We start from the raw sequence: 16,017 nt of genomic DNA, 5'->3' as shown, positions 1-16,017 counted from the left end.
TCAGGATAGAGCATCAGAACCTAATTTGGGGGTAGCAGGTACGCGTCCTGCCAAGGTCACCATCTCTTTTAACAAACATGAGTACCAACCTGATCGAACCTTCCCTGAAAGGATGCTGTTCTTTGAGACTTCAGACATCAACGCCTATTTGGTCCAGGCTAAAAAATTCTAGAAACCCAGTAGTCACAAAAAAGGGGTAGACTTAACTCCACCCCTTTCATCGTTATACCAAGCGATATTAGAAGGACAGTGCTGTCCCTACGAAGAAGATCGTAGCTTCGTCGCCTTCTGTACCAACAAGAGCGTCTTCGCCTTTGAAATACTGAACACCACCGAACGCTGTGATACCTGGGCCGAGGATGTATTTACCACCGACGACAACCGCATCAAGCTCACCGTCTGCTGCGTTATCAAGCTCTACGCGTGCATACTGAACACCAACTGTCCAAGGGCCCTGACCATAAGTCACACCCAGGTTCCAGTCATGACGTTCACGGTCTTGTGTGTCTGCGTCATTGTCTGTGAATTTGTAAGCACCACCGACTTTAAAGCCTGCGAAACCAACCTGAACACCCGCTGAAATCTCTTCCAGATCATCAATTGTTGAAGATGTAATGATGTCATAACCAAGAGACGCCTTAACAGAAACACTGTTGAAAGTGTTGATGTAGTTTACGCCAACAGAATAGGCTTCGTCTTCAACGCCTTCATCCTGAATTGGTGTGTACGGGCTGTTACCGCCCGATGTCCCCGTTTCTTCGTCCCCATCAGGTGTGTATGACGCACCGATCTGGAAACCAGAGAAACGAGGTGTGAAATAAGTGATTTTATCCGCGTCACTAACTTCAGTGGGGGCTGTTGATAGTGTTGTAAATCCGCCGGCTTCCGCAGTTGGATCGTTAAGCCCCCATGCTACAACTGGTTCTGGAGATGCAAAGTGCATCAAATATGCCGCGCTGTTTTCTGAACCGATATTGACGCGACCGAAGGCGCCTTCAACAAACATGAAAGTTTCGTCAACCTGATCGCCTGTTGCGCGCGCTTCAAGCTGAATGTTCACACCAAACTTCAAACCGTTGTCCAGAACTGTCGAACCAGTGAAGTGCACTTCACCTTCGTGACGAATGTCAGTTGGAAGCTGGTTTGTGTCTGTATCATAGTCTGCCGCTATGAAAGACGTCTGGAGGTAACCACCCAGGCTTAGTTTGATTTTGTCTGCCGCATTCGCGGAACCTGTAGTCAGGGCTGTCGCAGCAAGCAAGGCTGTCGTACCCAATACGATTTTTTTCATCTTTATCTTTATCTCCACCGACACAGCAGACGCTGAGTGTGTTCAAGGAAAGGCCAAGAGACCCGTATCGCGCATCAAGAAGAACGTGCTTTTCCTACTTTTACTTCCGATCCGGCATCAAATAAAAGTGTTGATGAACTCACGTACCAAGCAGCAAATAATCTGAACTTTCGGATGTGCCTTTTCGGCAACATTACAAATCTGTACATTTTGGTCGCCAAATGGACTCCAAAAGGTCCGCAGCTCAGCCGTTTATTAGGTCAACGCTACATTTCATATACGCGGCGAATAAAAGCGCTTGCGTTTTCAGGGCCGTTCCAAATATGTATAGGCAGTGGCCCCGTAGCTCATCAGGATAGAGCATCAGATTCCTAATCTGGGGGTAACAGGTTCGAGTCCTGTCGGGGTCACCATCTCTATTGAAACATGGTGACCGACCTGCTGGAATTCCGCGAAGCCTCTTAAAGGACGCAGTTCTTTGTGAACTCAGCCAACTCATTTGTTGACCAGTCACCTTTTGGCTTTTCTTTCATCGCGTCGCACCATTCTTTACTGCCAACTTCGGGCGAGCAAGCAGATACAAGAACAGAAAAAGCAATTAAAGCAAAAACGCTTACCAAAGATTTGATAACAGACGGCATTACTGCCTCCTCAGTTAAAAAAGGCGTGAGTGTAAAACTCACGCCTGATTAGATGGATTATTTGCTTTCGATTGTAATAACCGCACGACGGTTTTTCTGGTTCTTAACGCCATCCGCTGTTGGCACGCCAAGACGGTCTTCACCGTAGCTCCGCATGATCACATTTTTCGGATCAAGTCCCATGTCCATCGCCATGACTGCCAGGGCTTCTGAACGACGGGTTGAAAGCTCTTTGTTGTAGGCTGCGGAACCAGAAGTATCCGTATAACCTGCAATTGTTACGCGAGGGCGTTTAAAGTTGCTGACATATCCAACAGCCTCTTTAATTTTGCTGTCTGATCCAGGAAGCATTTTAGTGCTGTCAAACTGGAACAGGATTTCCCAGCTTTTTGCTTCAGCCATTGCTGGCTTCGGTGCAGGGGCTGGCGCTGCTGGTTTTGCAACCATCATTGCTTTATCAACTTCAGCCATTGCAGCAATGAAGGCATCGCGACACGCGGCGATATGGTCAGGCTGGAAATTTTCTTCCTGTTCCTGAACCCAGCAATCGAAGCTGGTTTGAGCGCGCGCAAGCTGTGCTGTTGCTTTCTGCGGAGCTGTTGTGCTCAAAGCTTGCAGGAGGCGACCATGAGCGCCGTTCATCACAGACTGACGATCTTTTGGGATACTCCAGTTCCGTGGATCGTAAGGCGCCACCGCTGCACCAGAAGCTGCGACCATCGCTTTTTCAGCGAAGCGATCCGAGTCTGTATAATCGCCCTCTCCATATTCCCCTTTTGAGAGAGTAATATAATCGGCATAAAGTGCCTTGTTGAAGGCCGATCCAGTTGCATCCAGGTGCTCGGCTTCACCAAGTTTACCACCACAGGCTGCGAGGGCCATAGATGCTGCTCCAAGAACAGCAAGGGTAATTACGTTTTTCATATCTCTCCCCTAAATTTGTATAGGACTGGTCAAAAATTAATACTGTATGAGCTTGTTCTTCAATGTTGAAAGCGAATAATTAGATTATTCAACAAATACTCAAATGAATCTCTCCGCCATTAATAAAAAGCTACTATGTCTTTCCTTAGATGAAAATAAGAAACTGAAAACAATAATCAACAAAGAGTGACAAAAATGAACCAGTTTTCATACTTTTGTAAAACCTGAGCAAGAAAAAGCCGCTATTTTTATAAACTTGTTACTCGGTTCATTAAAATCCACTGATTACAAATAGTATCCCGCATTTTTATTTTAACACCGGGCGTGCGGCGTATGCGCCCCCTGTAGGCTGCCCCCAAGGACCCCGGCTTGAAATGACAACCCACTTAAGAGGGTATCGACTTTTTTGAGTGATTTCGACGTGCTCCCCGCGCTTCAGGGAAACGATCAGCTGTCCCTTTACCGAACTTTTTTGAAGGTTGCATCTGACGGCATCAGCGGGAAGCCAGATGGATGTCGGCACCTGCCCCTGAATACGATGCCGTGCCTCCGTCCCCCGTTTTTTCTTCAGGTAGCAATCCCCTGAAAATACCTGACCAGCATCTCCGTTGACAGAAAGCTCGATCATACCGTCGATCGCAAAGGCCTGCGACGCACCAAAAAGGACCAGAAGTCCCAAAAGCACACTTAAGACGCCAGTTTTTGTATAATTTCTGTTCATTCGGGGAAATTATAACAGATTAATGGCAAAAAAAAGAAAGGCCAGCGTCAAGCTGGCCATTTTCTCCTGATTGTTAAAGGATCCTAACCGGAACCTAGGATGTTTCGGGCAGATCGATATCCAGGATCGTCATGTGAAACGCGAAAGAAATTTCGCCTTCATCTTCGTCGCGATACACAACGCCTATGAATTCATCCCCAAGCATCACTTCCGCAGTCCCGTCAGACGGACGACGTTCTTTAACAACAAAGTTTTCGTTTCCGAATTTTTCGCGCAAGTAACGTTGTACGCGCAATGATTCTGTACGTGTCATGGTCCGCTCCAGCCTATTGCAGAACTTCAAGGCTATCCGCAATAGGGCCTTTCAGACCCTGACGGATTACACATTTTACTTTGGTATCGACGCCGAAATTTTCCATTTCAACTTCAGAACGTTCCAGCATATTGGTGTGAATAAAAACATCAGCGCCGCCACTATCCGGTGTAACAAAACCGTATTTATGTTCAGGAACAAAAGTCGTGACAACACCTTCGATTTCGACCGCTTGCCCCACGGGACTTGCACCAGCGCCTTCTTCAGGCTCGTGAATGGCGGCAACCTGCGGGCCTCTATCTCCTTCAGCCAGATCACAGATGATCCGCATACCTTCTACAAATTCGGTATAGGACGTGTCCTGTAAAACCGAAATATGGATAAAGGCATCTGGGGAGCCATCTGATGGCGAGACAAAACCAAACCCTTTGGCTTCGTCGAAGAATTTGACAGTTGCTGCAATTTTCTTGCGAACAACCCTAGAAGATTTGCGATCACTCATCCGTTACGGACCTCATTCATTAAATATTCCCCTGCAATACAGAAAAACAGGGCAAAGCTCAATCGTTTCTGTTCAATTAATCCAGTAATTGAACAGAAACGTTACTTTTATGCATAAACCGAAGCCTTATTGACCCACATTATATTGGGCAATCGCTGTCTCAACAAGCCTTACCATGTCAGCCTGCAGACCAACCGGTCCGGTATAAATCCACTCACTCTCATCAACATCCCGGGCAATCGCCCCTTCTTTAAGCGCCTTCGGAACATCCTCCATGGAATGTGGCCCCTCAGCAGAAAACAGGCCCAGCACGATTGTCATACGGCTTGGATCAGATCTCTTTTTAGCCCAATCACGGACAAAAGGTTCTTCTTCCAGAAATACTTCTCTCACATTAGCGAACCGATCCGTATCGCGCAGAGCATTCGCATGAAAAAGGGTCGCATTTCGAGACGCTGACGACTTCGATGATCCATGAGCCGCTATAACAATATCGGCCTGGGCTTCTTGAATGCCATGCTTTTCACAGGCTTCCCGCACAACCTTCAGCAGCAGACCACTCATTTGCGGCAAAACACCAACCGGGGGACATATCATGACCTGCCCCCGTTCATCCTGCACCTGATTGTGTTTCATTCCGAAAAGTTGCCGAATTTTCGGTCCTGAAAAATAGCCATCACTCATGAAAAAAGGAACGATAAAGAAATCGCCTTTTGGTCTCTGTGGAAGCGGGGCACCATCGGAAAGAAAATAGGTCATGACATCTAAAAAATGACCTTTTTCGCGCAATATTTCAGCGTGATCGGTCATGGCTTTTTTCGCCTGATCAGTTTCGTTGGACCCGTGGCCAACAAGCAATAAGGAGGGCAATTTTTTAATTTTTTCTCTCACTACAGTCTGGTGCCTGCCCTTCCATATGATGAACCTTTTCCGATCTTCAAGACACCTCCTTAAGATCAAAAGAAAAGCGAGTTTCGTGTAATTCCGTTCACTTCCCGGATAATGATTCTGCATCGTGGAACACTACGGCAGAATTATGTGATGTGTAACAGGAAGACTACTCTCACTTAGCGGGCATTTGGGCAAATAGACCCGACGTTTCCACCAAAATCCGATTAGCACATTGGAAATAACACTGTTTTGTTTCATCAAGTCTGAACATCGTGTTGAAATCACTAATAATCCGTGCTTAAGTTACCTCAATTGTTCCTAAAGAAAACAATAGACATCCACAGGGTAAGGGAGACCTACTATTATGATTAAAAAGACATTATTGTCTGTAGCTGCTGTAACGACCGTTGCAGGCTTCGCATTTGGTGCAAGTGCCGCCGATATGGTGGACGGACCAAAAGTAAAATGGAACCTTTCCGTTTGGGGTAAGCAGCGGGCATTTACCAAGGGTATTGAAACCCTCCGCGACATGGCCGATGAACGCACTGGCGGCAAATTCAAAATCAAGATCCATTATGGTGAGGCCCTCTCAAAATCCAGAGAAAACCTTGACGGTATCAAGCTTGGTGCCTTTCAGATGGCAATGTTCTGTTCTCCTTACCACCCAGACAAAAACCCAACACTGACGGGTCTGGATCTTCCGTTCCTCCCATTCCCTAACTTACGGGTTCAGGCCGCTGTGCATGATGCATACTACCAGCACCCAGAAGTAGCCAAAGATCTGGCACGCTGGGATGCTTACCTCCTGATGAGCTCTCTTCTGCCTCAGTACGAGTTCACTGGCGTTGGCAAACCACCACGGACTTTGGAGGACTGGAAAGGAAAGCGGGTTCGCGCATTGGGCGGCATTGGTAAAGCAATGACAAAACTCGGCGCTGTCCCAACAACAGTGACAGCTTCAGAAACCTATACATCACTGGAACGCGGTACTGTTGAAGCAGCATCCTTTCCGTTCACATACGCCCACGTTGCGTACAAACTGACGGATGTTGGTAAATGGTATACAGCGAACCTCTCACCAGGCGCAGTAAACTGCCCGGTTGTTGTAAACGTTCCCGCATGGAAAGCTTTGCCAGAACAGTACCAGAAACTCCTTTTGGAGGCCAAAGCGCCTGCTTATGATGCGTTGATTTCTGCCTATGAAGCCGCAGATGCGAAAAACCTTCCAATGATGAAGGAAAAAGGCCTTGAGGCTATCACATACTCAGACGAAGAGCTGGCTGCATTCCGCAAAGCGGGCGCAAAACCAGTTTGGGACGATTGGCTTGCAAGCATGAAAGAAAAAGGACTTCCTGGTGAGGAACTTCTGGATCTCATCATGACAACTGCCGCGAACGCGTCTAAGTAAGACTGTATCCAATCAAGGGGTCTGATTTTTCAGGCCCCTTCTTTTATTGAAATATCATCATGATCACACAAAATGCTAGTTCGGGCCCGCCTCCGACAGGGGCGTTGGCTGCTTTTGATCGCTTGTTTTCAAGGTTCGAAAATATCCTCAACGCTTTTTCGGCAATTGCCATCTTTGGCGTTATGCTTCTTGGTGTAACTCAGGTATTTGGCCGTAAATTCTTCAGTTTGCCCATTCCGGGTTACATTGATTTCATTGAGCAGAGCATGGTTGTTTTTGCCTTTTTTGGCATCGCTTACTGCCAGCGTCTGGGCGGGCACGTTCGTATGGACTTGTTCATGGCCAAATTCAAAGGAAGAATGCTTTATTTCTTTGAAGCTTTTGCCACAATTGTGGGTCTTTTCGTGATTACGATCCTGATCGAAAACAGCTGGCTGCATTTTATGCGCGCTTATGAGTTTGGCGATTCCACAATGGATATCGGGCTCCCAATCTGGCCAGCGAAATTAATCATTCCACTTTCATTCTGTGTCTTGTGGGTTCGGTTTGCCGTTCAAACTGTCGGGTTCATAAGACTGTTCATCTTCCCCTATGCCCAGATTATTGCTGTTCCCGTTATTGAAGATGTGGAAGAACAGGCCCGCCATGAAATTGCGGATGCTTTGGGTGAAGAAGCCGCTGCAAAAGCTCGGTTTGATGAAAATTACAGACGAAAAAACAAAAATAAGAGTGGAGGAGAAGAATAATGGAACTTGATCCACTCACAACTGGCGTCATTGGTATGGGCGCCCTTATGTTGATGGTGTTCTTGGGTGTTCGCGTCTATATCGCAGCCACCATGGTCGGCATGCTGGGCATTGTTTCAATCATTGGCTGGGACGCCGGAACCGGTATTGTTGGAACCATTCCCCATTCGAAATCGACGCTCTATTCCCTTAGTGTTTTGCCAATGTTCATCCTGATCGGGTATTTGGCATTTCACGCAGGCATTACAACGTCTGCTTTTGATGCCGCCAAAAAATGGTTTGGCTGGGTTCCGGGCGGACTGGCTGTAGCGACTGTCTTCGCCGCTGGTGGTTTTGCTGCCGTCTCGGGCGCAAGTACGGCAACAGCGGCTGTGTTCAGCCGGGTTGCCATCCCGGAGATGCTGAAAGCCGGATATGATAGACGGCTTGCAGCCGGCGTCGTTGCCGCGGGCGGAACGCTTGCATCCCTGATCCCTCCCAGCGCCATTCTGGTGATTTACGCCATTATCGTGGAACAATCCGTTGGCGCCCTTTTGCTGGCCGGTTTCATTCCCGGCATCGTATCGGCGTTAATCTACGCCGTGATCATCATGGGCCGGGCGACCGTGAACCCAAAATTGGGCCCACCTGTCCGGGGATATACCTTCTCTGACCGAATGAAATCTCTGCCGGGTACATTGCCGATCGTCGCGGTTATTGCGATTATCTTCAGTGCCATTTATGGCGGTTGGGCAACACCGACGGAAGCAGGTGCACTTGGTGCGTTTGTGGTCTTCATTCTGGCCCTGATACACGGTATGCGCACCAAAGCGCTCAAGGATGCTTTGTTTGAAACAGCAAAACTGTCCGTAATGATCTTTTCGATTATTTGGGGCGTTTTAGTGTTCGTTCGCTTCCTGGGCTTTTCCGGCCTGCCTGAAGCGTTTGCCGAGTGGATTTTAGGGCTTCCCCTGCCGCCAACCATGATCATTGTCATGATCCTGTGTGGGTATGCAATTCTGGGTATGTTTATGGATGCAATCGGTATGCTTCTTTTAACATTGCCAGTTGTATATCCGGCGGTTATTGGACTGGGTTATGATCCAATCTGGTTTGGTATCATCGTCGTTAAGATGGTTGAAATCTGCTTGATTACACCACCGATCGGATTGAACTGTTATGTCGTTAATGGGGTTCGACCGGATATCCCCTTAGCGGACGTGTTCCGCGGGATCGGGCCGTTCTTTGTCGCGGACGTTCTGACGGTCGCGCTGTTTATCGCCTTCCCATCTCTCATCCTTTGGCTGCCGCAGCAAATGCTGAATTAGCCATAGATTGATCCAGAGACATAAAACGCCCGGCATTCCCTGTCGGGCGTTTTTTTTGTCCTGTTAGATACCCTTGCGAAACCACAAGAATTCAGGCAGTCTGAAAACAATCAAAAAATAATAAAAAATGGAGACTTTCCAATGGATTTTTCGTTGTCTGAAGAACAAGAAGCCATCCGCGACAATGTAGCGGCCTTATGCAGCCGTTTTGACGATGCCTATTGGCGAGACAGGGATAGAACCGGCGAGTTTCCCAACGATTTTCACAAAGCAATGGCTGATGCTGGATGGCTTGGTATCACAATGCCGGAAGAATATGGCGGTGCGGGATTAGGCGTGACAGAAGCGGCCATAATGATGCACGAAGTTGCCAAATCATCAGGGGGTATGTCGGCGGCGTCCTCCATTCACATCAATATATTCGGCCCTCACCCCATCGTTGTCTTTGGCAACGAAGAACAGAAAAACCGGTTTTTGCCACCCCTGATCAAAGGGGAAATCAAATCCTGTTTTGGCGTCACCGAACCCAATGCCGGTCTGAACACGACCAGCCTGCAAACCCGCGCAGTGAAAAACGGTAATCATTATATCGCCAATGGCCAGAAAATGTGGACAACAACCGGTCAGGAAGCCGACAAGATCATGCTGCTTGCCCGAACAACCCCGAAAGAGGACTGTAAAAAATCAACGGATGGTCTCTCATTGTTTTTTACGGATCTGAACCGTGAATATTGTGATGTCCGCGTTATCGAAAAGATGGGCCGAAAATCAGTTGATTCCAATGAGGTTTTCATTAACGACCTGCCCATTCCGGAAGAGGACTTGATCGGGGAAGAAGGCAAAGGCTTTTATTACCTCCTGCACAGCTTAAATCCGGAAAGAGTGCTGGTGGGCGTTGAAGGGGTCGGTCTTGGCATGAACGCGCTGAAACGGGCCGCCTCTTACGCAGCTGAACGGGAAGTATTCGGTCGCCCGATTGGTCAAAATCAGGGTATTCAACATCCTCTCGCCGAAAATTGGATGGAACTGGAAGCGGCCCTGCTCATGGCGATGAAAGCCGCTTACCTGTATGACAATGGCGAAGAATCCGGCACCTATGCCAATGCGGCTAAATATTTAGGAGGTGAGGCTGGTTTCAAAGCGTGCACACAGGCGGTCATGACCCATGGCGGTGTTGGATATGCAAAAGAATTTACGGTTGAAAGGCTGATGCGCGAAGTCATGATTTGCCGGATCGCTCCGGTGAGTCCTCAGTTGATTTTATGCTACATCGCCGAAAAGGCCCTTGGTTTACCGAAGTCTTACTAGGAGAAAGCGTATGCATATCCGGGACTTTGCACATCGCACACCCAACAAGCCCGCCATCATTATGGCAGGTTCAGGAGAGACAATCACTTACAAGGAGTTGGACGAGCGGTCCAACCGTACGGCCCAATATTTTCGGTCGTTAGGACTTGAGATCGGAAGCCATATTGCCTTCTTAATGGAAAACCATAGCCGGTTTCTTGAAATTTGCTGGGCGGCACAGCGGGCGGGCCTATATTACACAGCGATTTCTTCGCGGCTTTCAGCAGATGAAGCCAGTTACATTGTTAAAGATTGTGGCGCACGGCTTTTCATCACCTCAGCAGCCAAAGCTGATTTGGCAGACGCGTTGATAAACTCCGTCAATTCCGTCGACACCTGGCTAATGCTGGATGATACACGGCCGGGCTACTTATCGTATGAAACCGAAATTTCCAATTTCCCCAACACGCCGCTTGCTGATGAATGTGAAGGCGCTGATATGCTGTATTCATCGGGGACAACAGGCAAACCCAAGGGGATTAAGCCCGCCGAAATTGGAAATCCGATCGGCTCGGAAGATAACCTCTACAATGTACTGAAAGGGCTCTACGGCTTTCATCAGGACGTACGCTACCTGTCGCCGGCACCGCTATATCATGCGGCACCACTGCGATACAACATGCGGGTACAGCGTTTTGGGGCAACCTGTATCATTATGGAAAATTTCGATGCGGAAGAATATCTTAAACTGGTAGAGCAGTACAAAATCACCCATGGCCAACTTGTCCCTACCATGTTTGTCAGAATGCTCAAGTTGCCCGAAGAAATACGCCTTAAATATGATGTTAGCAGCCTCGAGGTCGCAATTCACGCTGCCGCCCCATGCCCACAAGCCGTCAAACAAAAGATGATGGACTGGTGGGGCCCTATTATTCACGAATATTACGGGGGAACCGAAGGCAATGGGTACTGTACCGTCAACCCACAAGAATGGCTTGCGCATCCCGGTACGGTGGGCCGGGCTGTTATTGGCACACTTCATATTGTTGGTGAGGATGGCGAAGAATTGCCAAACGGCGAAACCGGAACAATCTATTTTTCTGACGGAAAGGATTTTTCCTATCACAATGATCCGGAACGGACCGCCGAGAACTACAATAGCAAAGGGTGGAGCACGTTAGGAGACGTTGGATATATTGACGATGATGGTTTTCTCTTTTTGACCGACCGAAAGAGTTACATGATTATTTCAGGGGGCGTGAATATATATCCTCAAGAAATTGAAGATCTTCTGATTACGCACCCAAAAGTCTATGATGCGGCCGTATTTGGCGTACCGAATGAAGATTTTGGTGAAGAAGTCAAAGCTGTCATCCAACCAGTTGAATGGTCAGAAGCAACACCGGACCTTGCCGCAGAGCTGACCGAATTCTGCCGGAGTAAAATAAGTCACGTCAAATGTCCGAGATCCATCGATTTCGAGAAAGAGCTTCCCCGTCATCCAACGGGGAAACTCTATAAACGACTTTTAAAAGATCGATACTGGCAGAAAGGCGTCGTACCGGCCTGATACATTGAGCACCGTTCGCGCCCGCCGGGCATTGCTCAGGAACGGTTAGGAGGCCAACCGGGCGGTGTCATCGAATATGGCCATATTCTTCAACGTCTGAAGGGCTGCGTTAGCGGCTTCTTGGCCTTTAAGGACAAAGTGGTCTCGGTAAAAGTCCATATGCGCCGGAACTTCCTGAAAATTATGCGGTGTCAAAACGACAGAAAGAACAGGAACGCCGCTATCAAGCTGGACCCGCATCATGCCTTCCAGAACAGTCGCCGCAACAAAATCATGACGGTAAATGCCACCATCCACGATCAAGCCAGTGGCCATAACCAGGTCATATTGTCCGGTTGCTATAATTTTTTGTGCCATCAGAGGGATTTCCAAACTTCCCGGCACATCAAATACTGTGATGTCCTGCGCGTCTATTCCGCCTTTCACCATATCATCAGTGAAAGACTGGCTCGCTTTTGAAACAATATCGATATGCCAGTTTGCCTGAATTATCGCTATTTTTCGGGATGAGCTTTTGACCTGAGACAGGACACCAGACGATTTTTTATTATCTTGGATCATTTTTTTGCCTTGTGTTAGTGACTATCAAAAACTCAAGGCAAGAAACCATGAACGCTGCCGCAGATACAAGCCTGCTAGCCTTCATTAGTCTGTTCTCTTCCATCCGGACTATAACCGTCGGCTCTGGATTCACACCAGATCTGCTGACCCTGCATAACAGGCGCTCGCGGGCTTTGATCCGAAGACCATTACCGCCGGTAGGGACTTTCACCCTGCCCTGAGAACATTACACCCTCATCGAGAGGTAATATTGACTATATCTTTCCATATAAAGGAGGAATTATCAAGAGAGCAAAAATGCTGCAATGGCTTAAGAAAGAGCGGCTCGCAGATCAGCAAGACTGATAGGTTTGGTATAACTTTGAACGGAGACCAGCCCTTTAGCGCTTCCAATGGTTTTAGCGAAGTCAACATAGTGAGGATTATATCCCGTAACGACCATGATCTTGGCGTCACAGCCCTGCTCCGCGAGCCAGTTTACCAGTTCAATCCCCTCGACACCCGGCATAACCATATCCAGAATAATTACGGTCGGCTTGAAGCTAAGATACGATTCTTTAAACACATCCGCCTGATCTGTCACACTGACTTCATAGCCCAAGCCTTCAGCAACCTGACGGACAAAATCGGCAAACATCTTCTCATCATCAATGATTAACGCACGTTTTTCACTCATTGCTTTACTGACTGTCTTTCCATACCTTCTCCCACGATACATTACGTTACGCGGATGGGAGTCTTCAATGTCTGAAGAAGAATTCACCATAATTGTTAAAGAAGCAATTAATTATAATCAACTAAACCGGTATTTTTTATCAAAAACCGGCAAGATAGACACGGCAAAAGATCATTTTGATCTGACACCGGATTTAGAAAGCATACGCGCTGACAAGGCTTCGGATGGTGGTTTGAAACTCTCTCACGCCCAACGTCGCATGTTAATTTTGCTGGTTGCACTTTGGGATGGGCGGTATGCAGATGACATTTTCAACGAAGGGATCGGTAGTCTTGGTAAAATGATTCACTCAATGGATCGCGGAAACCGTGAGCTTTTTGCAGATTTGATTGTGACTTACCCAGGCTGGGGTTCATAAACGTATTCGAGATAAGCCCCTGTTAAGAATATGGAACCTAACCTACATATAACCTGTGCCTTACTAGATGGCCGGCAACGAAATCGAGAAAGAAATATACGATGATGGATTGGAACAAGCTCCTTTCAACCAAACGGTTCAGTCAGGACACTATAGATCCCATTTCGGCGTCTCGCAGTCCCTTTCATAAAGATCAGGACCGAATCGTTTTTTCCTCAGCGTTCCGCAGGCTTCAGGACAAAACGCAGGTTCATTCCCTCATTGAAAGCGATTATGTCCGGACCCGCCTTACCCATTCGATGGAAGTCGCATCGGTCGGCCGATCTTTGGGAGCCAACGCCGGACAGGTTATCATTGACCGATATCTTAAGGGGACAAACTACACTCCTGCAGAATTTGGCCATATTGTCTCTGCAGCCTGCCTTGCCCATGACATTGGAAACCCGCCTTTTGGTCACTTTGGTGAGGATACTATGCGCCACTGGTTTGAAACCGGTCCCTTGAAACAGGGGCATCTGGACGAACTGACAGACGCCGAGCAACGGGATTTCCTTGAATTTGAAGGCAATGCCCAAGGGTTTCGCATCCTGACCAAGCTGCAAAACTGGCGGAATAATGGAGGGCTTCGCCTGACCTATGCCACCTTAGGCACGTTTATGAAATATCCCCGGATTTCAAGTGTCAGCAACCTGATCGAAGATGATTACGCGGGGAAAAAATTTGGAATTATGCAATCCGAACTGGACAGCTTTAAAGAGATTGCATCTGATCTTGGCCTTATTCAAAGGGGCCATGAAAGTTACTGGTGCCGGCATCCACTGACCTATCTGGTCGAAGCCGCTGACGATATCTGCTATTCGGTTGTCGATATTGAGGATGGTTTTAAACTGGGCCGCCTCGAATTTGCCGAAACAGAAGACATTATGCTCCGTATTTTAGGGAATGCTCCGCATCGATATACTGAGCTCACTGAGAAGTCTGAGAAAATTTCCTATCTGAGGGCAAAATGCATCGGCCATCTGATCGGCGAAGTTTCGCAGATTTTTGCTGATAATGAAAAGGTCATTCTGGAGGGAAACTACAAAGGGGATTTACTCCACCATTCATCAAATGCATCCATTTTTTCAGAGATTGAAAATCTATGTAAAAGACATATTTTTAATCATAAGGAACGGATACAGGCAGAATTGAGAGGGTCTGAAATTCTCACCTCTATTCTAGACGCTCTGTTTACAGCCAATCTGGAATGGGAAGCCTTCGACGCAAATGGAACAAAGCTTTCACCACGTTCCCATGTGATTTTGAACCTCTTTCCCGATAAGGAAAAGAAACCACGTTATGAATGGCTTCTGGAGATGACAGATTTTGTCTCTGGTATGACAGACTCTTTTGCCGTTCGGCAGTTCAAAGACCTAAAAGGCTACATTTAGTAGTAATTAATTTTTTTTGAACTACCTGAACGCGGGCCCTTATGAATTCATTAATACATTTTTGTTAATTTAGGTAACGCTTAATTTCTTTTCTCCTTTCAGAAGGGGTGGTCCTTTAATGCATTACCGTGATCCCAATATTGGAGAGCGGATTGAAAATCTGTTCAGCACAATGACCGTTTCGTCCCGCGTGACAACGGCCAGAACAGTGGCGCATGACTTCGCGTCCGGGACAATGGATGCAGATGACTACAAACTGGCCGAACAACTGCTGGCTTTTCTCGTCAATGACATCGAAGAAGATGTTCGGCAAGCTATTGCAGAACAAGTTCAAAGCTATCCTGATTTACCCAAAGAAATCGCCATGCAACTCGCAATGGATATAAATAGCGTTTCCCTGCCAATTTTGAAAAACTCTACCGTTCTAGAGGATCGCATTCTTATCCAAATCCTCAAATATGCAGAGGATATACGTCAAGTGGCGATTGCCTCGCGCTCCGAGTTAAGTGAAACAGTGACCGATGCAATAGCCGAATTTGGCTGTTACGATGCCATTGTTACATGTCTGGATAATGAAACGGCGACAATCGGGCGCCATGGTTTTAACAATATCATTATTCGATTCACCCACGACGATGAAATCCATGAACTCATTGTGAAACGCCCCCACCTGCCAACGGAAACAATCAACCAACTCAGTCACATTATTTCCGAAGAACTAAAAGAAAAACTGTTTCAGACCTATCCGATCCCTGAAGAAGTCGCGACACGGATCATGACAAATGCTCAGGAAAAAACGCTATATGACCAGATAAAACGCCGGAACAGCTTAATCGACAAACAAAAGGCCGGAAGGCAGCTCTTCGCGGACGGACGCTTATCGCCTACCCTCATCCTGCGGAGCCTGCTGGAAAATGACCTGACCTTCTTCACAATTGGCCTGTCGCTCGTCTCTGGTATATCTATTCGTCGGGTAACGGCCCTCGTTTCTGACAGAGGACCTCTGGGCCTGAAACGTCTCTACGAAAAAGCAGAGCTTCCCCCCTATCTTTATCTGGCTTACAAGACCGCATTACAGGAAAGTGCGAAAATGAAGTCCCAGCACCCACATAGCAATGTCCGCAGTAAACAAGGAGCAATGATCCAGAAGATCGCCCGTGCTTACAATTTTGACGAAACGATTTCGATGGAGAATCTGCTGGAAAAACTCCTCCCTCATCCCAATATCACTATTGGAGGGGGCCCTTAAATGACCTGCCATAAAAAAGCCGAAATGCCCCAACAGGGTAGGCTGCTAACATCAAGACATTTATTGGAACTACAATAACGTA

General features: G+C 47.5%; 17 protein-coding genes, 1 tRNA gene and 1 riboswitch. Of the genes, 9 read left to right on the top strand and 9 right to left on the bottom strand.

Annotation, left to right across the window (positions count from 1 at the left end; translation table 11 throughout):
* Positions 1–238: 238 nt before the first annotated feature.
* Positions 239–1,291, bottom strand: coding sequence for a porin (locus OIR97_RS03540; protein ID WP_169546297.1), 1,053 nt, complete (start codon positions 1,289–1,291; stop codon positions 239–241).
* A gap of 336 nt (positions 1,292–1,627) precedes the next feature.
* On the opposite strand from OIR97_RS03540, the gene OIR97_RS03535 reads away from it, so the two are divergent.
* A tRNA-Arg gene (locus tag OIR97_RS03535) sits at positions 1,628–1,704 on the top strand.
* A gap of 48 nt (positions 1,705–1,752) precedes the next feature.
* On the opposite strand, the gene OIR97_RS18770 is transcribed toward OIR97_RS03535, so the two are convergent.
* The 6 genes from OIR97_RS18770 to OIR97_RS03505 all read right to left on the bottom strand — a co-directional run bounded on the left by OIR97_RS18770 (position 1,753) and on the right by OIR97_RS03505 (position 5,283).
* Entirely contained in the window at positions 1,753–1,824 is a 72-nt protein-coding gene (locus OIR97_RS18770; protein ID WP_407696672.1) for a DUF3012 domain-containing protein, read from the bottom strand.
* Positions 1,825–1,989: 165 nt separating this feature from the next.
* The gene (locus OIR97_RS03525) at positions 1,990–2,856 is read right to left on the bottom strand and encodes an OmpA family protein (RefSeq protein ID WP_169546295.1); all 867 of its coding nucleotides are present in this window, start codon (positions 2,854–2,856) and stop codon (positions 1,990–1,992) included.
* A 307-nt stretch (positions 2,857–3,163) separates the two neighbouring features.
* Positions 3,164–3,541 (bottom strand): hypothetical protein, encoded by a 378-nt coding sequence (locus OIR97_RS03520; protein ID WP_169546294.1) that lies wholly within the window; start codon positions 3,539–3,541, stop codon positions 3,164–3,166.
* A 130-nt stretch (positions 3,542–3,671) separates the two neighbouring features.
* A complete protein-coding gene (locus OIR97_RS03515; RefSeq protein ID WP_169546293.1) occupies positions 3,672–3,890 on the bottom strand; it encodes a DUF3126 family protein in 219 nt (72 codons plus the stop codon).
* A gap of 13 nt (positions 3,891–3,903) precedes the next feature.
* Positions 3,904–4,392 carry a cold-shock protein gene (locus OIR97_RS03510; protein ID WP_169546292.1) on the bottom strand — a complete coding sequence of 163 codons (489 nt, stop codon included), beginning with the start codon at positions 4,390–4,392 and terminating at the stop codon, positions 3,904–3,906.
* 126 nt (positions 4,393–4,518) lie between these two features.
* Complete coding sequence (locus OIR97_RS03505; protein WP_169546291.1) at positions 4,519–5,283, bottom strand: CbiX/SirB N-terminal domain-containing protein; 765 nt, start codon at positions 5,281–5,283, stop codon at positions 4,519–4,521.
* A gap of 364 nt (positions 5,284–5,647) precedes the next feature.
* Here OIR97_RS03505 and OIR97_RS03500 point away from each other — a divergent pair, with 364 nt between their 5' ends.
* The 5 genes from OIR97_RS03500 to OIR97_RS03480 all read left to right on the top strand — a co-directional run bounded on the left by OIR97_RS03500 (position 5,648) and on the right by OIR97_RS03480 (position 11,601).
* Complete coding sequence (locus OIR97_RS03500; protein ID WP_169546290.1) at positions 5,648–6,691, top strand: C4-dicarboxylate TRAP transporter substrate-binding protein; 1,044 nt, start codon at positions 5,648–5,650, stop codon at positions 6,689–6,691.
* Positions 6,692–6,750: 59 nt separating this feature from the next.
* Positions 6,751–7,437 carry a TRAP transporter small permease gene (locus OIR97_RS03495; RefSeq protein WP_169546289.1) on the top strand — a complete coding sequence of 229 codons (687 nt, stop codon included), beginning with the start codon at positions 6,751–6,753 and terminating at the stop codon, positions 7,435–7,437.
* A complete protein-coding gene (locus tag OIR97_RS03490; protein WP_169546288.1) occupies positions 7,437–8,744 on the top strand; it encodes a TRAP transporter large permease in 1,308 nt (435 codons plus the stop codon). Before OIR97_RS03495 ends, OIR97_RS03490 begins: the two co-directional genes overlap by 1 nt.
* 141 nt (positions 8,745–8,885) lie before the next feature.
* A complete protein-coding gene (locus OIR97_RS03485; RefSeq protein WP_169546287.1) occupies positions 8,886–10,052 on the top strand; it encodes an acyl-CoA dehydrogenase family protein in 1,167 nt (388 codons plus the stop codon).
* A gap of 10 nt (positions 10,053–10,062) precedes the next feature.
* Positions 10,063–11,601 (top strand): AMP-binding protein, encoded by a 1,539-nt coding sequence (locus OIR97_RS03480; protein WP_169546286.1) that lies wholly within the window; start codon positions 10,063–10,065, stop codon positions 11,599–11,601.
* Positions 11,602–11,646: 45 nt separating this feature from the next.
* Here the strand turns inward: OIR97_RS03480 and OIR97_RS03475 are convergent, their stop codons facing one another.
* Both OIR97_RS03475 and OIR97_RS03470 read right to left on the bottom strand, forming a co-directional pair.
* Positions 11,647–12,162 (bottom strand): 6,7-dimethyl-8-ribityllumazine synthase, encoded by a 516-nt coding sequence (locus OIR97_RS03475; protein WP_169546285.1) that lies wholly within the window; start codon positions 12,160–12,162, stop codon positions 11,647–11,649.
* An 87-nt stretch (positions 12,163–12,249) separates the two neighbouring features.
* Positions 12,250–12,391, bottom strand: a riboswitch (FMN riboswitch).
* An 81-nt stretch (positions 12,392–12,472) separates the two neighbouring features.
* A complete protein-coding gene (locus OIR97_RS03470) occupies positions 12,473–12,838 on the bottom strand; it encodes a response regulator (RefSeq protein WP_169546284.1) in 366 nt (121 codons plus the stop codon).
* 67 nt (positions 12,839–12,905) lie between these two features.
* Between OIR97_RS03470 and OIR97_RS03465 the strand changes: the two genes are divergently transcribed.
* The 3 genes from OIR97_RS03465 to OIR97_RS03455 all read left to right on the top strand — a co-directional run bounded on the left by OIR97_RS03465 (position 12,906) and on the right by OIR97_RS03455 (position 15,935).
* Entirely contained in the window at positions 12,906–13,256 is a 351-nt protein-coding gene (locus tag OIR97_RS03465; RefSeq protein WP_169546283.1) for a hypothetical protein, read from the top strand.
* Positions 13,257–13,357: 101 nt separating this feature from the next.
* Entirely contained in the window at positions 13,358–14,686 is a 1,329-nt protein-coding gene (locus OIR97_RS03460) for a deoxyguanosinetriphosphate triphosphohydrolase (protein ID WP_169546282.1), read from the top strand.
* A 118-nt stretch (positions 14,687–14,804) separates the two neighbouring features.
* A complete protein-coding gene (locus OIR97_RS03455) occupies positions 14,805–15,935 on the top strand; it encodes a DUF2336 domain-containing protein (RefSeq protein WP_169546281.1) in 1,131 nt (376 codons plus the stop codon).
* Positions 15,936–16,017 lie beyond the last annotated feature (82 nt).

Origin of the sequence: Sneathiella aquimaris (assembly GCF_026409565.1) — a bacterium.
Classification (GTDB): domain Bacteria; phylum Pseudomonadota; class Alphaproteobacteria; order Sneathiellales; family Sneathiellaceae; genus Sneathiella; species Sneathiella aquimaris.
Note: the sequence above shows the minus strand (reverse complement) of the source record. Positions and strands in the feature narration are given on the sequence as shown.

Coding starts and splice junctions, on each gene's coding strand:
- OIR97_RS03485 (WP_169546287.1), top strand. CDS start 8,886: ATGGATTTTTCGTTGTCTGAAGAACAAGAAGCCATCCGCGACAATGTA.
- OIR97_RS03455 (WP_169546281.1), top strand. CDS start 14,805: ATGCATTACCGTGATCCCAATATTGGAGAGCGGATTGAAAATCTGTTC.
- OIR97_RS03540 (WP_169546297.1), bottom strand. CDS start 1,291: ATGAAAAAAATCGTATTGGGTACGACAGCCTTGCTTGCTGCGACAGCC.
- OIR97_RS03495 (WP_169546289.1), top strand. CDS start 6,751: ATGATCACACAAAATGCTAGTTCGGGCCCGCCTCCGACAGGGGCGTTG.
- OIR97_RS03465 (WP_169546283.1), top strand. CDS start 12,906: ATGTCTGAAGAAGAATTCACCATAATTGTTAAAGAAGCAATTAATTAT.
- OIR97_RS03525 (WP_169546295.1), bottom strand. CDS start 2,856: ATGAAAAACGTAATTACCCTTGCTGTTCTTGGAGCAGCATCTATGGCC.
- OIR97_RS03515 (WP_169546293.1), bottom strand. CDS start 3,890: ATGACACGTACAGAATCATTGCGCGTACAACGTTACTTGCGCGAAAAA.
- OIR97_RS03475 (WP_169546285.1), bottom strand. CDS start 12,162: ATGATCCAAGATAATAAAAAATCGTCTGGTGTCCTGTCTCAGGTCAAA.
- OIR97_RS03460 (WP_169546282.1), top strand. CDS start 13,358: ATGATGGATTGGAACAAGCTCCTTTCAACCAAACGGTTCAGTCAGGAC.
- OIR97_RS03470 (WP_169546284.1), bottom strand. CDS start 12,838: ATGAGTGAAAAACGTGCGTTAATCATTGATGATGAGAAGATGTTTGCC.
- OIR97_RS03480 (WP_169546286.1), top strand. CDS start 10,063: ATGCATATCCGGGACTTTGCACATCGCACACCCAACAAGCCCGCCATC.
- OIR97_RS03500 (WP_169546290.1), top strand. CDS start 5,648: ATGATTAAAAAGACATTATTGTCTGTAGCTGCTGTAACGACCGTTGCA.
- OIR97_RS03510 (WP_169546292.1), bottom strand. CDS start 4,392: ATGAGTGATCGCAAATCTTCTAGGGTTGTTCGCAAGAAAATTGCAGCA.
- OIR97_RS03490 (WP_169546288.1), top strand. CDS start 7,437: ATGGAACTTGATCCACTCACAACTGGCGTCATTGGTATGGGCGCCCTT.